The sequence below is a fragment of the Streptomyces sp. NPDC002138 genome, assembly GCF_040296485.1.
Taxonomy (GTDB): Bacteria; Actinomycetota; Actinomycetes; order Streptomycetales; family Streptomycetaceae; genus Streptomyces.
Window position 1 is genome coordinate 165,351 of the sequence record NZ_JBEOXE010000009.1, and the last position, 18,316, is coordinate 183,666.

General features: G+C 70.0%; 16 protein-coding genes and 4 pseudogenes. 9 read left to right on the top strand and 11 right to left on the bottom strand.

Translation table 11 applies throughout. The features are described 5' to 3' along the window. Positions 1-232: 232 nt before the first annotated feature. Positions 233-625, top strand: a complete 393-nt coding sequence (locus ABT084_RS08755; RefSeq protein WP_351039681.1) for an ester cyclase — start codon at positions 233-235, stop codon at positions 623-625. A gap of 99 nt (positions 626-724) precedes the next feature. Beyond that, positions 725-1,411, top strand: coding sequence for an SDR family NAD(P)-dependent oxidoreductase (locus tag ABT084_RS08760; protein ID WP_351039684.1), 687 nt, complete (start codon positions 725-727; stop codon positions 1,409-1,411). A 330-nt stretch (positions 1,412-1,741) separates the two neighbouring features. On the opposite strand, the pseudogene ABT084_RS08765 reads toward ABT084_RS08760, so the two are convergent. From ABT084_RS08765 to ABT084_RS08780, 4 genes and pseudogenes are all read right to left on the bottom strand, one after another. Further along, positions 1,742-1,939: pseudogene (locus ABT084_RS08765) on the bottom strand (glycerol-3-phosphate dehydrogenase C-terminal domain-containing protein); the annotation flags it as partial. 80 nt (positions 1,940-2,019) lie between these two features. Beyond that, positions 2,020-3,048 carry an NAD(P)/FAD-dependent oxidoreductase gene (locus ABT084_RS08770; protein WP_351039687.1) on the bottom strand — a complete coding sequence of 343 codons (1,029 nt, stop codon included), beginning with the start codon at positions 3,046-3,048 and terminating at the stop codon, positions 2,020-2,022. After that, positions 3,045-3,581 carry an isoprenylcysteine carboxyl methyltransferase family protein gene (locus tag ABT084_RS08775; RefSeq protein WP_351039689.1) on the bottom strand — a complete coding sequence of 179 codons (537 nt, stop codon included), beginning with the start codon at positions 3,579-3,581 and terminating at the stop codon, positions 3,045-3,047. Before ABT084_RS08775 ends, ABT084_RS08770 begins: the two co-directional genes overlap by 4 nt. A gap of 7 nt (positions 3,582-3,588) precedes the next feature. Continuing rightward, complete coding sequence (locus tag ABT084_RS08780) at positions 3,589-4,659, bottom strand: type III polyketide synthase (RefSeq protein WP_351039692.1); 1,071 nt, start codon at positions 4,657-4,659, stop codon at positions 3,589-3,591. 111 nt (positions 4,660-4,770) lie between these two features. Between ABT084_RS08780 and ABT084_RS08785 the strand changes: the two genes are divergently transcribed. Then, positions 4,771-5,715: a UbiA family prenyltransferase gene (locus tag ABT084_RS08785; protein ID WP_351039694.1), complete on the top strand. Its 945-nt coding sequence runs from the start codon at positions 4,771-4,773 to the stop codon at positions 5,713-5,715. A 32-nt stretch (positions 5,716-5,747) separates the two neighbouring features. Here the strand turns inward: ABT084_RS08785 and ABT084_RS08790 are convergent, their stop codons facing one another. Continuing rightward, positions 5,748-6,623 carry an oxygenase MpaB family protein gene (locus tag ABT084_RS08790; RefSeq protein WP_351039697.1) on the bottom strand — a complete coding sequence of 292 codons (876 nt, stop codon included), beginning with the start codon at positions 6,621-6,623 and terminating at the stop codon, positions 5,748-5,750. Between the two features lie 466 nt (positions 6,624-7,089). Here ABT084_RS08790 and ABT084_RS08795 point away from each other — a divergent pair. The 4 genes and pseudogenes from ABT084_RS08795 (at position 7,090) to ABT084_RS08810 (ending at position 10,236) form a co-directional block, all read left to right on the top strand. After that, positions 7,090-8,105, top strand: a pseudogene (locus tag ABT084_RS08795) (NAD(P)H-dependent glycerol-3-phosphate dehydrogenase). A gap of 66 nt (positions 8,106-8,171) precedes the next feature. Next, the gene (locus ABT084_RS08800; protein ID WP_351039699.1) at positions 8,172-8,390 is read left to right on the top strand and encodes a hypothetical protein; all 219 of its coding nucleotides are present in this window, start codon (positions 8,172-8,174) and stop codon (positions 8,388-8,390) included. A 451-nt stretch (positions 8,391-8,841) separates the two neighbouring features. Beyond that, entirely contained in the window at positions 8,842-9,447 is a 606-nt protein-coding gene (locus ABT084_RS08805; protein WP_351039702.1) for a DUF1326 domain-containing protein, read from the top strand. Next, on the top strand, positions 9,448-10,236 hold the full coding sequence (locus ABT084_RS08810) for a DUF2182 domain-containing protein (RefSeq protein ID WP_351039703.1): 789 nt from the start codon (positions 9,448-9,450) through the stop codon (positions 10,234-10,236). A 155-nt stretch (positions 10,237-10,391) separates the two neighbouring features. Here ABT084_RS08810 and ABT084_RS08815 read toward each other — a convergent pair whose 3' ends face one another. The 4 genes and pseudogenes from ABT084_RS08815 to ABT084_RS08830 all read right to left on the bottom strand — a co-directional run bounded on the left by ABT084_RS08815 (position 10,392) and on the right by ABT084_RS08830 (position 13,406). Further along, positions 10,392-10,808, bottom strand: coding sequence for a hypothetical protein (locus ABT084_RS08815; protein ID WP_351039706.1), 417 nt, complete (start codon positions 10,806-10,808; stop codon positions 10,392-10,394). A 367-nt stretch (positions 10,809-11,175) separates the two neighbouring features. Next, a pseudogene (locus tag ABT084_RS08820) lies at positions 11,176-11,407 on the bottom strand (IS5/IS1182 family transposase); the annotation flags it as partial. Positions 11,408-11,834: 427 nt separating this feature from the next. After that, positions 11,835-12,131, bottom strand: coding sequence for a hypothetical protein (locus tag ABT084_RS08825; protein WP_351039708.1), 297 nt, complete (start codon positions 12,129-12,131; stop codon positions 11,835-11,837). A 918-nt stretch (positions 12,132-13,049) separates the two neighbouring features. Beyond that, complete coding sequence (locus ABT084_RS08830) at positions 13,050-13,406, bottom strand: hypothetical protein (protein ID WP_351039711.1); 357 nt, start codon at positions 13,404-13,406, stop codon at positions 13,050-13,052. Between the two features lie 509 nt (positions 13,407-13,915). Between ABT084_RS08830 and ABT084_RS08835 the strand changes: the two genes are divergently transcribed. Next, positions 13,916-14,311 (top strand): NUDIX domain-containing protein, encoded by a 396-nt coding sequence (locus ABT084_RS08835; RefSeq protein ID WP_351039714.1) that lies wholly within the window; start codon positions 13,916-13,918, stop codon positions 14,309-14,311. Positions 14,312-14,632: 321 nt separating this feature from the next. Next, positions 14,633-15,031 (top strand): hypothetical protein, encoded by a 399-nt coding sequence (locus tag ABT084_RS08840; RefSeq protein ID WP_351039716.1) that lies wholly within the window; start codon positions 14,633-14,635, stop codon positions 15,029-15,031. A gap of 131 nt (positions 15,032-15,162) precedes the next feature. Here the strand turns inward: ABT084_RS08840 and ABT084_RS08845 are convergent. Together ABT084_RS08845 and ABT084_RS08850 are read right to left on the bottom strand one after the other, a co-directional pair. After that, positions 15,163-15,627: pseudogene (locus tag ABT084_RS08845) on the bottom strand (DEAD/DEAH box helicase); the annotation flags it as partial. A 475-nt stretch (positions 15,628-16,102) separates the two neighbouring features. Beyond that, entirely contained in the window at positions 16,103-17,353 is a 1,251-nt protein-coding gene (locus tag ABT084_RS08850) for a PP2C family protein-serine/threonine phosphatase (protein ID WP_351039743.1), read from the bottom strand. Positions 17,354-18,316 lie beyond the last annotated feature (963 nt).

Below are 18,316 nucleotides of genomic sequence, written 5' to 3' on the forward strand. Positions count from 1 at the left end.
AGGGGGGTGTCTCTATGCCCCTGACCAAGGACATAGAGACACCCCCCGCACTACTACCGCCGGGCCCCCGGGCACCCGTCTGACCAGAGTCCAGTGCATCGGCCGGGAGGAACTCTTGTCGGCGCAGTCCGTTTCAGCAACGGTCGGCACGGCTGGGCCGCAGAGGGCGTCGCATGTCATCAGCATCCCGTTGCAGTTCCCATCCGGAGCCGCCCCGCAGAAGGGTCACCTTGTGTCCGACAGAGATCTGCGCGCTTTCTACCTGCGCTACATCGAGGCGCTCAACGCCCACAAGCTCGACGGCATGGACGAGTTCATCAACGATCGGACCACCCTGAACGGTGAGCCCGCCACCCGGGACGACCTCATGGCGGTTCAAAAGCATGATGTGGACGCGGTTCCGGACCTCCACTGGGAGCTCAAGGAACTGCTCTTCGATGGTGACCGTCTGGCCGCGCGACTCGTCAACACCGGCACCCCGGTCAAGGAATGGCTCGGCGTGACTCCTACCGGCGCCTCCTTCGAGATCGTCGAGTACGCCATCTACCAAGTCCGCAACGGACGGTTCGTGCACATGACCGCCCTGCACGACGCCGGCGAACTTCTCCGGCAACTGACCGGCTGAGCTCGGATCAGCGCCGGCAACTCACAGAACATACCCAACATCGCCAACGGCCACCATCGCCAACGGCCCAGCCGGGCCGCACTACTCGTAGGGATACGCATGACCATCACGCTGATCACCGGGGCCAACAAGGGCATCGGGTTCGAGACAGCCAGACAGCTTCTTGCGTTGGGCCACGTCGTCTACATCGGCGCTCGTGACGTCGAGCGAGGCGAGAAGGCCGCGGCGGCGCTGGGCGCACGATTCGTGCGGCTCGACGTGACCGACGACGCATCGGTGAGCAGCGCTCTGGCGACGATCGACTCGGCCGAGGGCCGGCTCGACATCCTGGTGAACAACGCGGGCATCCTGGGGCACGGAGTCACCGACGGTCCCACAGCACTCCGGGCCTTCAACACCAACGCGGTGGGAATCGTGCGCGTCACCGAGGCGGCGCTTCCTCTGCTGCGCAAGTCCTCGAACCCCACCGTGGTCACCGTTTCCAGCAGCGCCGGATCCTTCTGGGCAGTGACCAATCCGGAGCGACCTGAGTTCAACTTGCCGTTGGCGCTCTACTCTGCGTCCAAGTCCGCAGCCACCATGCTCACAGTCCAGTACGCCAAATCCCAGCCGGGCATCAAGTTCAATGCAGTCGAGCCCGGCACCACCGCGACCGACATGACCGCGGCATTCGGAGTCGGAAGGACCCCGGAGGAGAGTGCCAAGGTCGTCGTGCGTCTGGCCACCCTCGGTGCTGACGGTCCGACAGGGACGTTTCAGGACGAGAACGGCGAAGTGCCCTGGTAGCCGTGTAGGAATGGGCCGGGGCCGGGTGCCTGGGCGTCGCACAGGTCGAACAGGGCATCCGCTCGCGACGCATGCCGTCGGCTGTCCGCAGTTCCAGAAACTGATCCAGCACTAGCCACTGGACGATACGTGCCTTGTACCCGGCGAACCCGCATCCAGCCGAGCGGCAGCCGCACTCATGGCAGCGCGGACCGCGGGTGCGCCTCGGCATGGGGCAGGCCGGTCCAGTACACGCCGTGGTGGAGCGGGTGCGCGCGGGACGTAGTGCGGCGCCGCCCTGCAGGTCGAGGCCCGTAGGGGAGCCCCCCGTGCGGCCGTTCAGTTCGCCCGGTCCCATCCCAGGTGGGGCGCCATCAGCCGGGCCACGGTCGGCGCCGCGTCCACCCCGCGGTCCCACGACTCGATGGAGATCCGGGTGCGCCGAGCGAGGGCGTCCTCCAGGTGACGGGCTCCCTCGTGGGTCACCGCGTACACGGCTTCGACCCTCAGGTAGTCGTCGGAGCTCGGCAGCGCCTCGCCGAGCGCGGGGAGAACGGCCTCGGGCCGACGGCAACTACCCTGACCAAGCCGCATAGACGGGTCCAAAATCCGGGGTCAAGGCCTCTGAGTCATGCCAGCAGGTTCACGGCGTGCTGGAACAGGCCGGGGAAGCGGACCGCGGCAGGGGTGATCAGGGGTGCCAGCCGGGGCTGGTTGCGGGCCCAGAGCAGGGACTTGGTCAGCAGCCGGTAGTTGCGGGACAGCCGGCGCCACGCACATGCGTAGGCTTGCGGCCGACCTTCGCGCAGGCAGCGCACCAAGGCGGCGGCGGCCGTCAGAGCGAGGGTGAGTCCCTCGCCGGTCAGAGCGTCGACGTACCCGGCGGCGTCGCCCACGAACAGGACCCGTCCAGCTACCTGGGTGCGGGCGTGCTGGCGGAGCGGACCCGCGCCGCGGACCGGTGTCCGGCCCCCCTCACCGAGCCGGGACACCAGCAGCGGGAATCGGGCGAGCTGGGCGTCGTACGGGAGCTGCTCGGACGTCAGGACGGCGATACCGACCTGACGCGGGCCCAGCGGAGTGACGTAGGCCTCGGACTCGGCCGACCAGTGCACCTCCACCAGGTCGCTCCACGGCTCGACCGAGTAGTGGCGCCGCAATCCGTACCGCGGCGGCTGCCGCCCGGCCCTCGGCCGCTCGTCCAGGCCGAGGGCCCGCCGGGTCGGTGAGTGCAGTCCGTCCGCTGCCACGAGGTGGCGGGCGGCCATCCCGTCCGCCGTGACGTGGTCGGCGTACTGGATCACGTTGCGCACGCGGCGGGGGAGGATGGGGATGCCGAGCTGGACGGCCCGTTCGGTGAGTGCCTCGTGGAGCAGGGTGCGGCGTGCGCCGAGGCCGTGGCCCGCCCGGAACACGGCCTCGGCGCGCCGTTCGCCGGAGGCGTCCACGTAGCGGATGCCGCGCAGGGGGTGGCCCGGCACCTTGACGCCGAGTGCGTCCAAGGCGCGGACCGCGCCCGGCATCAGGCCCTCCCCGCAGGCCTTGTCGATGGGCGCGGGACGCGGTTCGGCGACCACGACGTCGAACCCGGCGAGAGCTGCGTGGATCGCGGTGGCCAGGCCCGCGGGGCCGCCGCCCACCACGAGGAGGTCGATCACGGAGCCGCGCCCAGGGCGGGCAGCGGGTGTGCGGGCGCCAGTGCGTCGTCCTCGCAGCGGATGCGTACGGTCAGCAGAGCGGCGTTCAGCAGCGTGAAGCCGAGGGCGGTCGCCCAGGCGGTGTGTACCAGGGGAAGGGCCATGCCCTCGATGACGACGGCCAGGTAGTTGGGGTGACGAAGGTGCCGGTAGGGGCCGCGCGTGATCAGCGGAAGGCCGGGGACGATCAGCACGCGGGTGTTCCAGCGCGGGCCGAGGGTACCGATGCACCACCACCGCAGCCCCTGGGCGGCCAGCACGAGGACGAGGGCGGGCCAGCCGAGCAGGGGCAGGAAGGGCAGGCCGGTCGCCCACGGCTCCACCAGGCAGCCGAGCAGCAGGGCCGTGTGCAGGGCGACCATCGCCGGGTAGTGCCCGGCCCCGTACTCGAGCCCGCCCCGGGCCCGGCTCCAGGCAGCGTTGCGGCGCGCCACGGAGAGTTCCGCGAACCGTTCGGCGATGACCAGCAGGATCAGCAGGGTGTACGGCGTCATGGCGCGATCACCAGGCCAGCAGGACGAGTTCGGAGGAGAAGCCCGGCCCGAAGGCGATCATCAGGCCTGCCGACCCCGAGGGCGGCGCTGCGGCCCGGGTGTCGCGCAGGATCTGCAGCACCGAGGCGGAGGACAAGTTCCCCGTGGCGGCCAGCGCGCGGCGGGAGGGAGCCAGGGCGGAGTCCGGCAGGCCGAGCTCGTCGGCGAGTGCGTCCAGGATCTTCGGGCCGCCGGGATGACAGACCCAGGCCGTGATGTCCCGGGGCTTGAGGTCGTGAGCGGCCAGGAAGGACTCGATCTCCTCCACCACATGCAGCCGGACGAGCTCGGGGACCTCTCGGCCGAGAACCATGCGAAAGCCCCAGTCGCCGACGTCCCAGCCCAGGAGGTGCCCGGTCCCCGGATAGAGGCGGCTGCGTGTGTCCGCGACCACCGGTCCGGACGAGTCGAACGAGCGTACCGTCGCGGAAGCGTGGCCGTCACCGACCGCCACCAGAGCGGCGGCTCCGTCTCCGAACAGGCTTCCCGCCACCAGGTTCGCCATCGAGGTGTCCGTGGGCTGCAAGGTCAGCGAGCACAGTTCGGTGGACAGCAAGAGCGCCGTACCGTCCGGATGGCCGGTGAGGAAGTCGTGGACCCGCGCCAGCCCTGCCGCACCGGCGGAGCAGCCGAGTCCGAACATCGGTACCCGCTTGACGTCGGGCCGCAGGCCGACCTGAGCGGCCAGCCGGGCCTCCACGGAGGGCGCCGCGATGCCGGTCACGGTAGTCGAGACGACCAGGTCGATCTCCTCGGCGCGCACCCCCGCCTCGTCGAGTGCCCGCTCGACCGCTTCGGCGCCCAGGGCGACGGCGAGTTCGACGAAGAGGCGGTTGGTGTGGCCGAAGCCGCCGAGCTTCCGGTACACGTCCAGGGGGAGGGCGAGGTGACGCGTCTCCACCTGGGCCGCGCCGTGCAGCCGGCGCAGGAGCGCACTGTCGGCCCCGGGCGGCAGACAGGAAGCGAGGACGTCGGTGATCTCCTGCTGCGTGTAGCGCTGTGGCGGGAACGCCGTGCTCACCCCGAGGACCCGTGTCATTGGTCCAACATAGGGACAGCGAGGCGCGGGCATGCTGAACACGGCCGTCCCGGGCGCGCCGGACCCATAGCGTGGTGAGGTGCCCACCACCATGGTGAGGTGCCCACCACCATGGATGAAGGAGCCGCCGCGCCCGCGGGGTCGGCGACGGCCCGACGGCCCTCCCGCCTGGGGCTCCTGGGGCTCCTGGGGCTCCTGAAGGCCAGTCACCCCCTCCCTGCCGCCGCCGTCACCCTCCTCACGGCGCTGCTGGCCGCCGCCGTCGGGCTCGGACCCGTCGCCGGAACCACGGTGGTGGCCGCGGTCGCCGCGGGCCAACTGTCGATCGGCTGGTGCAACGACCGGCTGGACATGCGGCGCGACGTGGCGGCCGACCGCCTCGACAAGCCGCTCGCCACGGGGGAGGTACGGCCCGGAGCGGTGACCGCGGCCGCCTGTGCGGCCCTGCTCGCCTGCGTTCCGCTGTCGCTGGCATGCGGCGCCCGGGCCGGCTGGGTCCACATCGGCTGCGTCGCCGCGGCCTGGTCGTACAACCTGTGGCTGAAGCACACCCCCGCCTCCTGGCTGCCGTACACCGTCGCCTTCGGACTGCTTCCCGCCTTCCTGACGCTGACCCCGACCGCGACCGCGACCGCGACCGCGACCGCGACCGCGACCGCGACCTCGCCGTCGGCCGGATGGCCCCCGGTGTGGCTCACCGCGGCAGCGGCTCTGCTGGGTACCAGTGCCCACTTCGCCAATGCCCTGCCCGACATCGACGAGGACATCGCGGGCGGTGTGCTGGGGCTACCGCAGCGACTGGGGCGACGCGCGTCCATCGCGATGGCCGCGGGGCTCGCCTTCGCCTCCTGCACGGTGGTGACCCTCGGCCCGCCCGGCCCGGCGACCCTTGCCGGTCGGCTGCTGCTGGGCGTGACACTGGCCTTGTGCCTGGCGGCACTGGCCGCACCACCCGCCCTCGCCCGCGGCCGGATGCCCTTCCTGATCATCCTGGCTCTGGCCGGAGCCGACGCCGTGCTCCTGGTCCTGGCCGGACACGCCCTGCCCGCCGGCTGACCACGACCTCCGGGCGGAGTCCGGGCACCGGCTCAGCGCGGAGTCGGGGGCGGCGGGGCTATTGCCCACCGGATCGTTCGGGTCAGTGCGTGCCCGGAGAGGCGTACGCCGGTTGCCCTCGGGCCCGTCGCGGGGCGCAGGCCGAGAATGCTGGGAGCCCACGGTGGGAGGAGATACACCGCGTTCGCGGCGAGCAGCGAGTACGGGGCGCGGGCGAGCCAGGGCAGCGGAGGGTCTCGGAGGATGAAACGAGCCGCGTCAAGTGCCTCGGACGTGGCCCGCAGTTCCGGCCGGTACGCCGCCAGCAGGGATGCCAGCGCCTCCCGGTCACGGGGCGGTTCCACCACCCCGAGGGCCGTCGCCACGCGCGCGGTGTCCGCAACGTAGGCATCACAACCGGCCGCGTCCAGCGGATGCGCGCCGAAGCATTGGTGGGCCCGCAGGAAGCTGTCGACCTCGGCCGCGTGCACCCAGCCCAGCAGGTGGGGATCGGCCGCGCGGTACGGCTCTCCCGCCGCGGTTGCACCCCGTACCCGTTCGTGGACCGCCCGAACCCGGTCCACGGCTTCCTGCGCGTCCTGTGCGGTACCGAAGGTGGTGACGGCAAGGAAGGTACTCGTGCGCTGGAGCCTGCCCCACGGGTCGCCGCGAAAGCCGGAGTGCGCCGCGACGGCTGCCATGGCGAGCGGGTGCAGCGACTGGAGCAAGAGAGCGCTCAGGCCCCCGATGAACATCGAGGCGTCGCCGTGGACCGTACGGATGGGCCGCTCGGGACCGAACCAGCGAGGTCCGGGCGTGTTGTGGATCCGGGCACGGTTGGCGGGGCCCGAGGGCCCGGCCACCCGGCTGAACAATGCCGAGCCGAGCCGCGCCCGCAGGTTCCGGCCTCCGTTCGCAGGTGTGTCCATGATGGTGTCCTACCCGTCGTTACCTGGGCTCATCGCGCCACCACGACGTCAACCCCACGTCACGCCGGCCGGCCTGCATGCGCCTGTGGTGGACCCGTACGTCATTGCCCGCGACCCCGACCTGGAGGCGCACCTGCGCGGCGTTGACGCCCGCACAGCGAAGTGTGAAGAGTCCGAGGAGTCGCCCCGGATGCCGGCCAAGTACAGCCGACCCCGACGGCGCAGTAAAAGTTATGGATCGCCCGTGCCGACGACCTGCGGTGTGAACTCGGCGACGCCCAGACCGGACGGATGCTCCGCGAGGCGCACCAGGTGCTGCCCAGGCTTCCCGGCCGCCGTGCCGTCCCGCCGTCCCGCTGACCCCGCGACGCCCCGCACACGATCCCGCCGCATCCGGCACGGTCGATGCGATGCCCGCGCCCCACCTTCTCAGCGGCCGGCCCGCGTTCCACGAGGAGATCCCGCAGTGACCCAGCACCATTCCCTGCGCGCAGCGGTGCTCTCGGCCGGGTGCGGGTCCTGGGGCACCGCCGTCGCCAAGATCATGGCCGACGCCGGTACCGACGTCATCGTGCACGCCCGCCGCAGCGAGATCGCCGACACGATCAACACGGCGCACCGTAACCCCGGCTACTTCCCGGACATCGAGCTGCCCTGCACCTTGAAGGCCACCGCCGACCCGGCCGTCGCCCTGGACGGAGCGGACTCCTCGTGCTGTCCATCCCCGCCCAGTCCCTGCGGGCCAGCCTCGCCGCGTGGACGCCGCACATCGGGCCCGACACGGTGATCTTGTCGCTGATGAAGGGCATCAAGGCCGGGAGTGGGCTGCGGGCGAGCCAGGTCATCGCCGAAGTGACCGGCGTGCCGGTGGAGCGGGTCGCGGTCCTGTCGGGCCCGAACCTGGCGGCCGAGATCATGGCGGGGCAGCCCGCCGCCAGCGTCGCCTGCCCGGACGAAACCGCCGCCCGCCGCTTCCAAACGGCCTGCCACACCCCGTACTTCCGGCCCTGCACCAGCACCGACGTCGTCGGCTGCGAGCTCGGCGGCGCGGTGAAGAACGTCATCGCCCTGGCGGTCGGCATCGCCTCGGGCATGGCCCTCGGCGACCACTCGACATCGGTGCTCATCACCCGCGGGCTGGCCGAGGCAGCCCGCCTGGCCACGGCGATGGGCGCCGAGCCGGCCACCCTCGCGGGTCTGGCCGGCGTGGGCGACCTGGTCGCGACCTGCTCCTCCCCGCTCTCGCGCAACCGCACCTTCGGTACCCACCTCGGCCGCGGCCTGAGCGTCGCGGAGGCGACGGCCGCTACCCGCCAGACCACCGAAGGCGTCAAGAGCGCGGAGGCGATCCTCGCCATGGCCCGCGCCCACGGCGTGGAGATGCCGATCACGGACGTCATGGCCGACCTGCTGAACGAGAAGATCACGCTCGATGAGGCCGCCGCCGCGCTGATGCAGCGGCCCGCCAAGCCCGAGCGCTGACCCCCGGCGCCCCGCTCACGGGGCCGCCCACCGACACCCTCACCCTCCTGACTCGGAGGTTCCTCCATGCACGGATCCGTGCTGTCCACTGCCCAGATCGCCGCCACCGGCGCCCTCGTGTTGTGGATGATCTCCGGATGCACCCACCTGCTCGGCCGCTGGCCGCGTTGGAAGATGTTCTGCCAGGGCAACTTCATCATCGTCACCCTCACCGGCGCCACGAAGGACGGCCGCACCGAACCGGTCAGCGCGTACAGCTACCTGACCCCCGGCTGGTGTCCGTGAGCCCGGCAGCGTCCCTGGCGCACGTACTCCGGCATCGTGTCGAGGAAGAACGCGGCCTTGTCCTCCGCATCAGCGAAGCGTGCCCCTGCCTCGGCAGAGTCGGCGCATCCGCCACGCCCAGCCTTCCGAAGTTGCCCCTGTCCTCCGCTGACATCCGTGGCGGAACCACATCCGTGGCGGAACCAGCGCGAACCGACGATTACCCAAAGCAACCACAGCCCGGCGAGTCGCCTCCGAGTCAGCCGATGAGCTTCGAACCTGCTGCTGCTCCGCCTGCGGATCCTCCATGCGGGCTGAACACTGTCACAGCCAGTCACGGCCCCGCGCAACAAGACGAGAACCGCTGGTCACGACGCCGTCAACCTGACCGCCCGGGCGTTGCCGCGTGATCGTCGAGGGCGGAGAATGGAGTAGCAAACGTGTTGCCTCAGCCTCAGGAAGGGAGCTTCCGATGGCATGGCGTATCGAGGGAACGTATTTCGAGAACTGCAATTGCAACATGGTGTGTCCCTGCTCCACCTCCGGCCTCTCTGCTCCTGCTGACTACGAGCGCTGTCGGGTGGTCCTGGCCTTCCACCTCGACTCCGGCCAGGTCGACGATGTCGACGTGAGCGGCCTGACGGTCGCCGTGGTCGCCGATACCCCGCCGCTCATGAGCGAGGGCAACTGGCGGATGGGCATGATCATGGACGAGGCCGCCTCTCCGGAGCAGGCCGAAGCGCTCGGAGCGGTCTTTTCCGGTCAGCGCGGCGGCCCGATGGAGGACCTCGGACCGCTGGTCGGCGAGATGCTCGGGCTGGAGGTCGCCCGGATCGACTACGCCGATGACGGACGGAGACACCGCGTGACGATCGGAGACGCGATCGACATCGAAGTCGAGGACTTCGTCTCCCCGCTCGACGCGACCGGAAAGGGCGTAAGGGTCAGCGGGGTCGGATTCCCTGCGGACACCCTCGCGGCCGGAGTCGCTACGACGTCGCGGGTGAACGCGTTCGGCCTTGAGTTCGCAAACGAAGGGAAGAACGCCTTCTCGGCGCCGTTCTCCTGGGCGGCCTGAATGTCGACACCGCCTGCTCGACGGGCGGCCCCGGAGACCTGGGCCGTCCCGGCGAGCTGGGCCGCGCTCCTGGCCACGGCGGCGATGGCCTGGGTTCTGACGGTCCGCAGTTCGTCCGGCATGGCGCCCGGGCCGGGCACGATGGGGCTGAACCTGTGGGGATTCCTGACCCTGTGGGGGCTGATGATGGCCGCGATGATGCTCCCCGCCGTCACGCCCGTCGTCGCGTTGTATCTGCGGACCCTGCGCGCCCACGCGACGGGTTGGACGCGCGCAGGCCGCAGCACCAGCCTGGTGGTCGGCTACCTGTGCGCGTGGGAGGCCTTCGGGCTGGCCGCCTTCGGCGCGGCCTGGGCGGCCGGCGAACTCGCCGCCAGGGCGCCGAGCGCCGCGCCCTGGGTCGGCGCCCTCCTGCTGGCGGGGGCCGGCCTGTACCAGGTGACCCCGCTCAAGGATCGCTGCCTGAGCCACTGTCGCTCCCCGGTCGGTTTCCTCATGCACTTCGGCGGCTACTCCGGGCGGCTGCGTGACCTGCGCGTCGGCTTCTATCACGGCGCTTACTGCGTCGGCTGCTGCTGGGGCCTGATGGCCGTCCTGATCGTGGCGGGCGTGATGAACCTCGCCTGGATGGCCGGTCTGGCCGTGGCCGTGTTCCTGGAGAAGACCTGGCGCCACGGCAAGGCATTCAGCCTTGTTCTGGGCGTCGCCCTGATCGGCTACGCCTGCTTCGTGCCCTGGAATCCGAGCCTGATCCCAGGGCTGTACGTGCCGCCGACCATGTCCATGTGAGCGACCTTCCGTCGGCAACAAACCGTTCATCCGGCAGACCGGTGACGCGCCCTGCGCGCTTCGAGAATTCCGGGGTCAAGGCCCTCCGGCAGTAGACCCTCAGGCTGTACAGACCCCGCCCGGCGAACGGGCGGGGCAGCTGCATCAGTGGGTGGTCAGCACTCGGGCAGTTGGTTGTTATGGAAGAGCCAGTTGCCGTCTGCGTATGCGCCGTAGACGTACGTGGTGCCGTAGTAGGGGTTGGCGTTTGTCGCTTGTGCAGCGTCGAGCCTGTACCACACATTTCCGGCGCTGTCGATGTTCGCGCCTCTTATCCAGCAGACAGGGTGGATCCTGTCCCCGGACCACGAGGCCGACACCAGGTCGTAGTAGCCGACCTTGGCGGTGCCCCACTGCGAGTTGTACACGCCCACACCATGACCCGTGGGGTGAGAGCTGAGTTGGTACCAGCCGCTATACGCTGCGGCGGAGCCTGTCGAGATGCCGACTCCACCGGCCGACAGGGCCAACACGGCCGCCGTCATGGCGGCCCGGCGGCCCGTGCCTTTTGACTTGATGTTGATCTTCCTCATTGTTTCCCTCTCTCGACTCCGGGGCGTACTGCCTTGCTTGCGGAACCGCCCGAATCGCAGACACGGCCATGGTGATGCCATGCGGACTCAGTGGGCCCCTCCGGCTCCCGGAGTGACCCGGTGGGCGTAGGAGCGTGTCCCGTCGACGAGCATGCCGAAGCGCCGTCTTCGCGGGGGATTGTTCGGCGGTTCGTGGCCGGATTCCCGACAATCTCGGCCGGAGGCCGCCAATAGGCAGTGTCTGATGGCTCTTTGATGAGGTCGCGGAGCCAGATCACGATGGCTGCGGTGGCCAGGGTGCCGTTGAAGATGTAGTCGCGTTTGTGGTACCGGGTTGCGACGGCCCGGCGGACGGGCCGCCGGCCCGTCCGCGCCTGCGGCGGTTGGCGCGGCTGGAGTACGCCTTGTCGCCGCGGGCCCGGTCGGGCCGGGTGCGGGCGGCCGGTGCCGTTGCGGGCCACATTCAGGGCCTGCATGAGCGGGATGAACATCGGGCTGTCCCCGCGCTGGCCGGGTGAGGTCAGCCAGACCAGGGGCCGGCAACGGTCATCCGTCAGCAGGTGGACCTTGCTGGTCAGCCCGCCCCGGGAGCGTCCCAGGGCCTCGCGGCCCTCTGGGTCCACACGTGTGCCGCCCCTGCTGGCTGCGGACCACCTCGGGAGGCCCCGCAACACAGCTGGCCGCTACGGCTCTGCCTGCTCCCAACCCGGTTGTCACAGCGGCGGGTTGACACGCCCGACATGCCCCTTCGGCCCCGCACGCACCCCGGATCGCGCCTTCCGCTCACGATCCGTTAAGCGGTTCTTCGAGGAAGGGGCGGCATTTCTTCACATCGACCTGATGGATGGTCATGCGGCGCCGTGGCGGGGGCGGTGTGCCTGTCGCACCCGCCCGCGCGCCTACTCGTCAGATCTTGTTGTACGTGCCGGTGTTCCAGAGGGCGCCGCCCTTGCCGGGTCCGCCGGTCTTCTTGTAGATGACGAGGTTGCCGTCGTCCTGCATGGTGGCGTAGGCGCCCGGGTTCCCTTAGGTGCCGCTGCTCCACAGCGGGAGCTTGTAGCCGCCAGGGCTGCCGAGTGCGTACAGCACCAGGTTGCCGTCGGGCTGCATGACGAGCTCGGCCGTACTCACCTTGTCCACCAGACGGGCACCCGACTCCAGGCGCTGACCGGGGTAGAGCATTGCGTCCTGGCCGCTGCCGATGTACTCGCACTCGTTCGGCCCGGCCGCGGCGGCCGGAGTGGCGGTCGCCGGGACCATGACGGCCACGGCCGAGACGGCGAGCACGCATGTGAGCGCTCTGCGGAGCGCGCGGGTGTGCATGATCGAATTCCCCTCAGGGAAGGTGTGCCCAGGCGACCGGAGCGGTCGCAGGAGGACCGCTTTCTGCAGGGCGGCGGCACTGCGCGATCAGCCGCCCTCGGCGCGCGGTGGCTGGACATGGTCCTGGCCACCACGCCCGGCACTGCCCGGGCCGGACCATGGCCGACGAGGAGGCGCACTTGTCGCGTGGGCGGGCGAGGCTTCCCGGCGCGCCTGCGGGCCGCACCGGTCAAGGGCGCGCGGCGTACGCGGTGACGGCGGCGGCTCCGGCCGCGGGCGGGGCGTGCGGGCGCGGGCCGGGGCGTACGCCAGCGCTCTGGTGGCCGGTCTCCGGTCGGGATCGCTCCCGTATGGAACGGCGTACTACCCGCCCCCGGACGCCTCCTTCGTGCCGATCGTGCTCGGCGGCGTCGGCGGGCTCGCGACGGGAGTGGCCGCCGCCCGGTCAAGGATCCCTCCCCGGGGCGTGGAACCGTGGGCCGGTCCGGTTCGCATGACGCCGGGCTGTTGCGGGTGCGCAGCACCGCGGCCGCCGACCAAGTGTGAGGGCGGCAGCTGGGTAGGTGGGGTTGGATCACGGTGATGGCGGGGCGGGCGGAGTGCGATCTTGGCGTCGCGGGGGTGGAGGCGGACGGCGTCGGTGCTGATGTTGAGGGCGGCGGCGATGTAGGGGTCATCGAGTCCGTCGAGCTGCGTGACTGACAGCCAGACGGCCATCCCGTGCGGCACTGTTCCGGCCGCGCGCTGACGCGGAAGCCGGACCGGGCGGCCCAGGACGCGCCGCGTCCGTGGAGGTAAAGCCAGATCCGCTGGCGGATGGCCTGTGGTCAGTTACGGAGCGGCGTCGCGGCCCATTCTGTGGTTCTCGGACCTGACTTCGGGCATACCGGTGGACATCGATCACCGACTGAGCGGTGATCAGTCGTAGAAGAAGAGCTCAAGGTCCTCGATGGAACCCAGCCCGGTGAGGAAGGCCTCGGCCTTCGCGATCTGCTCTTCTGGTGGCGGTTCGCCCTTCACGAGCTGCCGCATCCAGATTTCTCCTTGCTCGCCGATCGTGTAGATGCCAGACAACAGCTCGGCCATGCCCGCAGGGCGCGGTGGGTGGACTCCGGCGACCGGCTGGAGTACCCACCCGCCTGACCGGGCAGCGAGCCGCAGCACCCCGGCCCAGTTCGCAATCCTCCCGATGCGCACGTGCCACGAGTCCTCGGTGAACGGCACCACCCGCCCACCATGGAGAGGGTTCGTGGCGGCCCCGATGTCCTTGATCACTTGCCGTTCCACGGCGTCACGGGCCCAGCGCCCTTCCTGCGCTTCTTCGATGGCGGCCTCCCACCACTTCCACCCACCCTGGGTGAAACCTCCGGATTGATCGGTCCCCGGCCTATGCGACTGCCGCACTGAGGGCTTCGCCCGAAGGCGGGAAGGCGTCGATGACCGCGGGCCTGGTGTCTGCCGTTGCGATGGTCCTGGTGGGTTCCTCGGTGGCGGATGCGGCGGTGCGGGACTACTCGTGCACCCCGCGGGAGTCGGACTCCGGGGCCGATGGTGGCGCTGCGGGTGCGTAAGTCGGGCGGCGCGGATCATGCCCACGGGTGGGGGACGGTTCCGCAGGGCGGAAAGATCTGGCTGGAGGTCAGGAAAGAGGGCGCCGCGATGCGGACGGCGCAGATGCGGGTGGCCCCGTACGTGGAGGGCACCAGCGGGACGGTGTCAGACCTACGCAATGCGGTGAGCCCGGATCACCCGCTGTGGCTGCCCGGGGGGTGGTCGGGGTCGTCGTGGACGAGCGTCCGCAGGTTCTCTTGCAGCAGCGGTCGGCGGCGGGGCTGTGGACTCCGTTGAGCGGGATCCTGGAGCCCGGGGAGGCGCCGGCGGCCGGGGTGGTCCGGGAGGTGGCCGAGGAGACCGGCGTGCGCGGGGTGGTGGAGCTCTTGGCGGCGTTGACGTCGTCCCCGCCGGTGCGCCAGGGCAACGGCCACCGCGCGCAGTACCTGGAGTTGGTGTTCGCGTGCCGTCCGGCCGTCCCGGACCAGGTACCGCGGGTCTGTGATGACGAGTCGGCAGAAGTCGGCTGGTTCGCGCTGAACGCCCTTCCGTCCATGAGTGAGCGTATGCGGGAGCTGATCGCGATCGTGGAGAAGGGCGAGGCCCAAGCCTGGCTCGCCGCGCCGTGACCGAGGGGCGAAGCCGCTCCAGCCCAATCACCTACCACCCGCACCATCCCACCCGCCCCCTCCGGCACAGCCTCCCGAGTCCCAGCAGGTCCACCATTCCTACGACCGGGTGGCGTCGGGGCCGTACCAGGCATACCGCTGACGCCACGATCCCCGTCGAGTAATGAGCCTGTCCAGCCCCGTCCGAAGCCGTGCGACGGGGTGCCGGCCCGGTATGACCTCCGACCGCACCAGGTCATGCGCGCGGACCTTGATGCCAACCCGAAGGCCAGGGCTTCGCCTCCTGTCCACCCTGCCCGGCCGGGGCAGTACGCTGCGGGGATGGATCATCCCGCCAGGCAGTACTACAACCCGCAGATCACGGCGGCCGAGGAACGTGACCTGCTGCGGCGGAACTATCTGCTGATTCAAACGGGTCAGGCCTCGCTGGGGCTCATCGGACCGGATGTTCTCGGTATCGCCGTCGAGCCTCGGCCGGAAGAGATCGTCCTCCACTTCGCCATCGCCGCACGTACCGCTGAGGTGGAGGAAGATCTCGAAGACATCGCCTTCGAGCTTGAGGTGTTCCTCGCCGGTGGCCCCGAACAGCGCTCGAAGATCACCACGGAACTCCACGTCGGCCATCCGCATGCGGCCTGGTTCAGCCCCCGCTACGCGGTGCTCTACCTCGCCAAGACCAAGACCAAGACCAAGGCCAAGACCAAGGGCGAGGCGGAGTAGCCGAGCTCTACACGCAATCGACGTCTGCCCGAGTCTCGGCTTTCACCGCACGGCCAGTGGATACCGAGCCCGGTGAGAGCGGTGGCGGTGCCGCCCGCGATGCACCCGTGCACGTTTCAGTGTCCCCGCTCCCCCCGCTCGCCGACGATGTCGACGCCTTCGCCGAGCGCGCGTACGGAGGCCAGGGACGCGCGGTGGACCGGCTTGCTCTGCGCGTCGATGCTGATGGCGAACAGGCGGAAGGTTCCGCGGCGCTCGGCGACGAGATGGTCTCCACACAGCAGGCTGACCAGACCCGTTCCGGCGGGACATGACGGCCGGCCTCCATCTCGTAGGGCTCGGCCTCGATGGAGGAGGCGGGCAGGAGATCCGCGCTGGCCAGGGCGCCGTCGGAGGCTTCGGTGACCTTCAGCTCGGCGGCGGTCTCGGGCAGCTTTCTCCGCGAAGGCCTCCGCTTCCTCGACCCACTGGTGGAACGTCATCACCGTGCGGAGGGTGTACGCGGCCGCGTGCTCCAGGAGGGCGGCCTGCAGGAGCGCGAGTCGGCGGCCCTGCAGTGCTTCCTCTGACAGCCCGAGCTCGAGGGAGGGGTCCTTTGAACTGGGGGTTTCCCTTTCTGGGTTGGCCTCGTGGGTGTTGATCAGTTCCCTTGGCTGGCCGGTCATTTTCGCTGGGTGGCTTTAGCCCTTGTAGCGGCATGGGTGTGTGTGCCCGTGGATGCCGAGGGTGGTCGTGAGGTGTCGTTGATGTGGGGGTGGAGCTGCTCCCGGCTCGTTGCTGGGTGCGGATCCATCCACTTGGTGGTGTGGTTGGGGAAGGCGGGGGGTGGTGCAGGCTGTGGTGTCGCCGATGGTCTCGCACGGGACGAGCACGTCACGGTCGATCACAATGCGGTCGGCAGGATGACAGCATGATCGAGCACGGGCGGCGATGAGGCTGCCTGGGCAAGACGGGCCGAGTGCACGCGACGCGGCTCTCAACGTTGTGGCGGGTCCTGGGATACGGGTCGATGGGACAGGGGGGACAGGGCCCTGCCGGATGTGGCGACGGGCGGCGTGGAAGCTTCTGGAGTCACTCCTGGGGAGGAGGCGGTGTCGTTGCTGAGGGTGGTGAGGCGTTGGTGAGGTCGGCGCCGTTGGCGGCGTCGCGCTCGGCGTTGTGGAGGCCGTGCCAGTCGAGGCACATGACGGTGGCGTCGTCGTCGAGGTGGCCGTGGCCGGCGTCGACGATCGCCCCGATGAGGGTGCGGGCGGCTTCGCGGGGATGGAGCGCGCGGGTGCGGATGATCAGGTCCGGCAGGTCGAGGTGCTCGGCGTTGCGCTCGAGCATGCCGTCGGTCAGCATGATCAGCCGGTCGCCGGGTCGCAGGTCCAGTGTTTGCACGCGGTAGGTGTTGGCTTGTGATGCGTGGACGTTGAGGCCGAAGGGCCGGTCGACTTTGGGGACGATCTCCTGTACCTCCCCGTCTCGCATCCGCAGCGGCCAGGGGTGTCCGGCGTTGACGAACTCGCTCTGGCCATCGAGCAGGCTGATGCGCAGCAGCTGGCCGGTGACGTAGCCCTGGCGGCCGTGGTCACGCATGGCCTGGTCGGCCTGGCGGGCCTGTTCCTCCAGGTCGGCGCCGGCCCTTCGTGCCCGTCGCAGGGCGCCCACCACAAGGGTGGCGAGCAGCGAGGCGTCGACGTCGTGGCCCATGGCGTCGGTCACGGAGAGCTGGACGGTGTCGCGGTCGATGACGTAGTCGAAGGTGTCGCCCCCCACGTGGTCGGCGGGTTCCAGAGCGCCGGCGACCGCGAACTGTGCCGCCTCACACGCCAGCGACGCGGGGAGCAGGCGGTGCTGGATTTCCGCGGCCAGGTTGAGGGGCTTGGTGCGCCGGCCCCACTGGTAGACGTCGGTGTGGGACCGGTTGGCGATGACGATGTACGCCAGCGCGTGCGCGGTCTCCCTGATCTCCCGCATCACCTCCGCGTCCGGTACCGCGGGCAGGAACAGTTCGAGGAGTCCGATGGCGTCCCCACGGTTGGTCACCGGGGCTACGACCCGTACCAGCCGACTCTCGCCTCTGTGTTCCACCTGCGGCTGCTGGGTGCGGATCACGTCGTCGTAGACGGTGCCGCGCAAAGAGATCCGCCGGGCCGGCTCGCCGGTCTCGACGCTGTCCGCCGCCCCCAGCCGTACGACCGAACTGCCGGTGAAGTCGGTGATCAGGAACGACACCGACGCGGCCCCGAGATGCTCCTTGAGCATGCGCGCGACCACATCGAGCGACTCCACAGGCGCGGCAGCCTCCGCGGCCTCCAACGCTCCCGCCAAGGTCATCGGCCTGCCGCGGCGGCTCCCGCTCACGGCAGGACGAGAGGCCCGCCCGCCATCCGGCTCTCCTGCGGTCACAACCACCCCTTGCTGCTCGATGCCGCCGGACGATTCATCCCGCGTGCGCGAAGGTCCGTGCCGAGGCGGCACCGGACGGGCCATTGCACCATGAGACGCCAGCCTCCCGTGGCCCGGCTGCGCCGCGGCTTGTCTCGGCCCATGCACGGCTGGGAGGGCGCTGGTAGTGCGTTTGCCCTGCCCGGCTGGCCACCGTCCGCCATGCCATCCGATTACCTCTGTGGCTGATGCCTGAAAATCTATGCTGGCTGGAGTAGACATTGGATGCTCGTGTAGTTATGGTTTCTCTCGTAATGCAGAGAGATCGCAGGGCCTGGCAGGGACGAACTGCCGGGCAGTAGTACATGCAGTTCCCGTAGTTGCACGACGCAGGACGGTGCGGTGGTGGAGTGTCGAAGCCAGGGCTTTTGCAGGACGGCGACGGGGCTGACGACCGGACCGGGTCGCCCGCAGTGATCAGGGGCGGCCAATGGCAGTACCGCTGTTGACGCAGGTGGCAGTACCCGTAAGTGCAGTACGCAGTACCAGCGGTACGAGCAGTACCCCGCAGTGAAGTCAGTGAGTGGTACCTCGGTGAAGGCGTCGGCTGCGGGCGCGCGCACCGGGAGGTTCGGCAGTGGGGTTCTAAGCCAGAGCAGATGCACGATGGGCGACGGGGCTGGCTGCCGGAACGTGGCGCTCTGTCAGGCCACGAGCAGCACAAGCGGTTCGCGGTACCAGAAGTAAAAGAAGTGCCAGCAGTACGCACGCAGTATCAGCAGTACGCAGTCCCCCGCTTGGTAAGTAGTGATCACCAGAGGGAAGAACGGAGGAGTTGAGGCGCCATCAGGATCGCCCGGGCCGGCAGGTTGGAGCCCGGGTACCGCAGGACATCGTGAGTGAGGTGGTCTC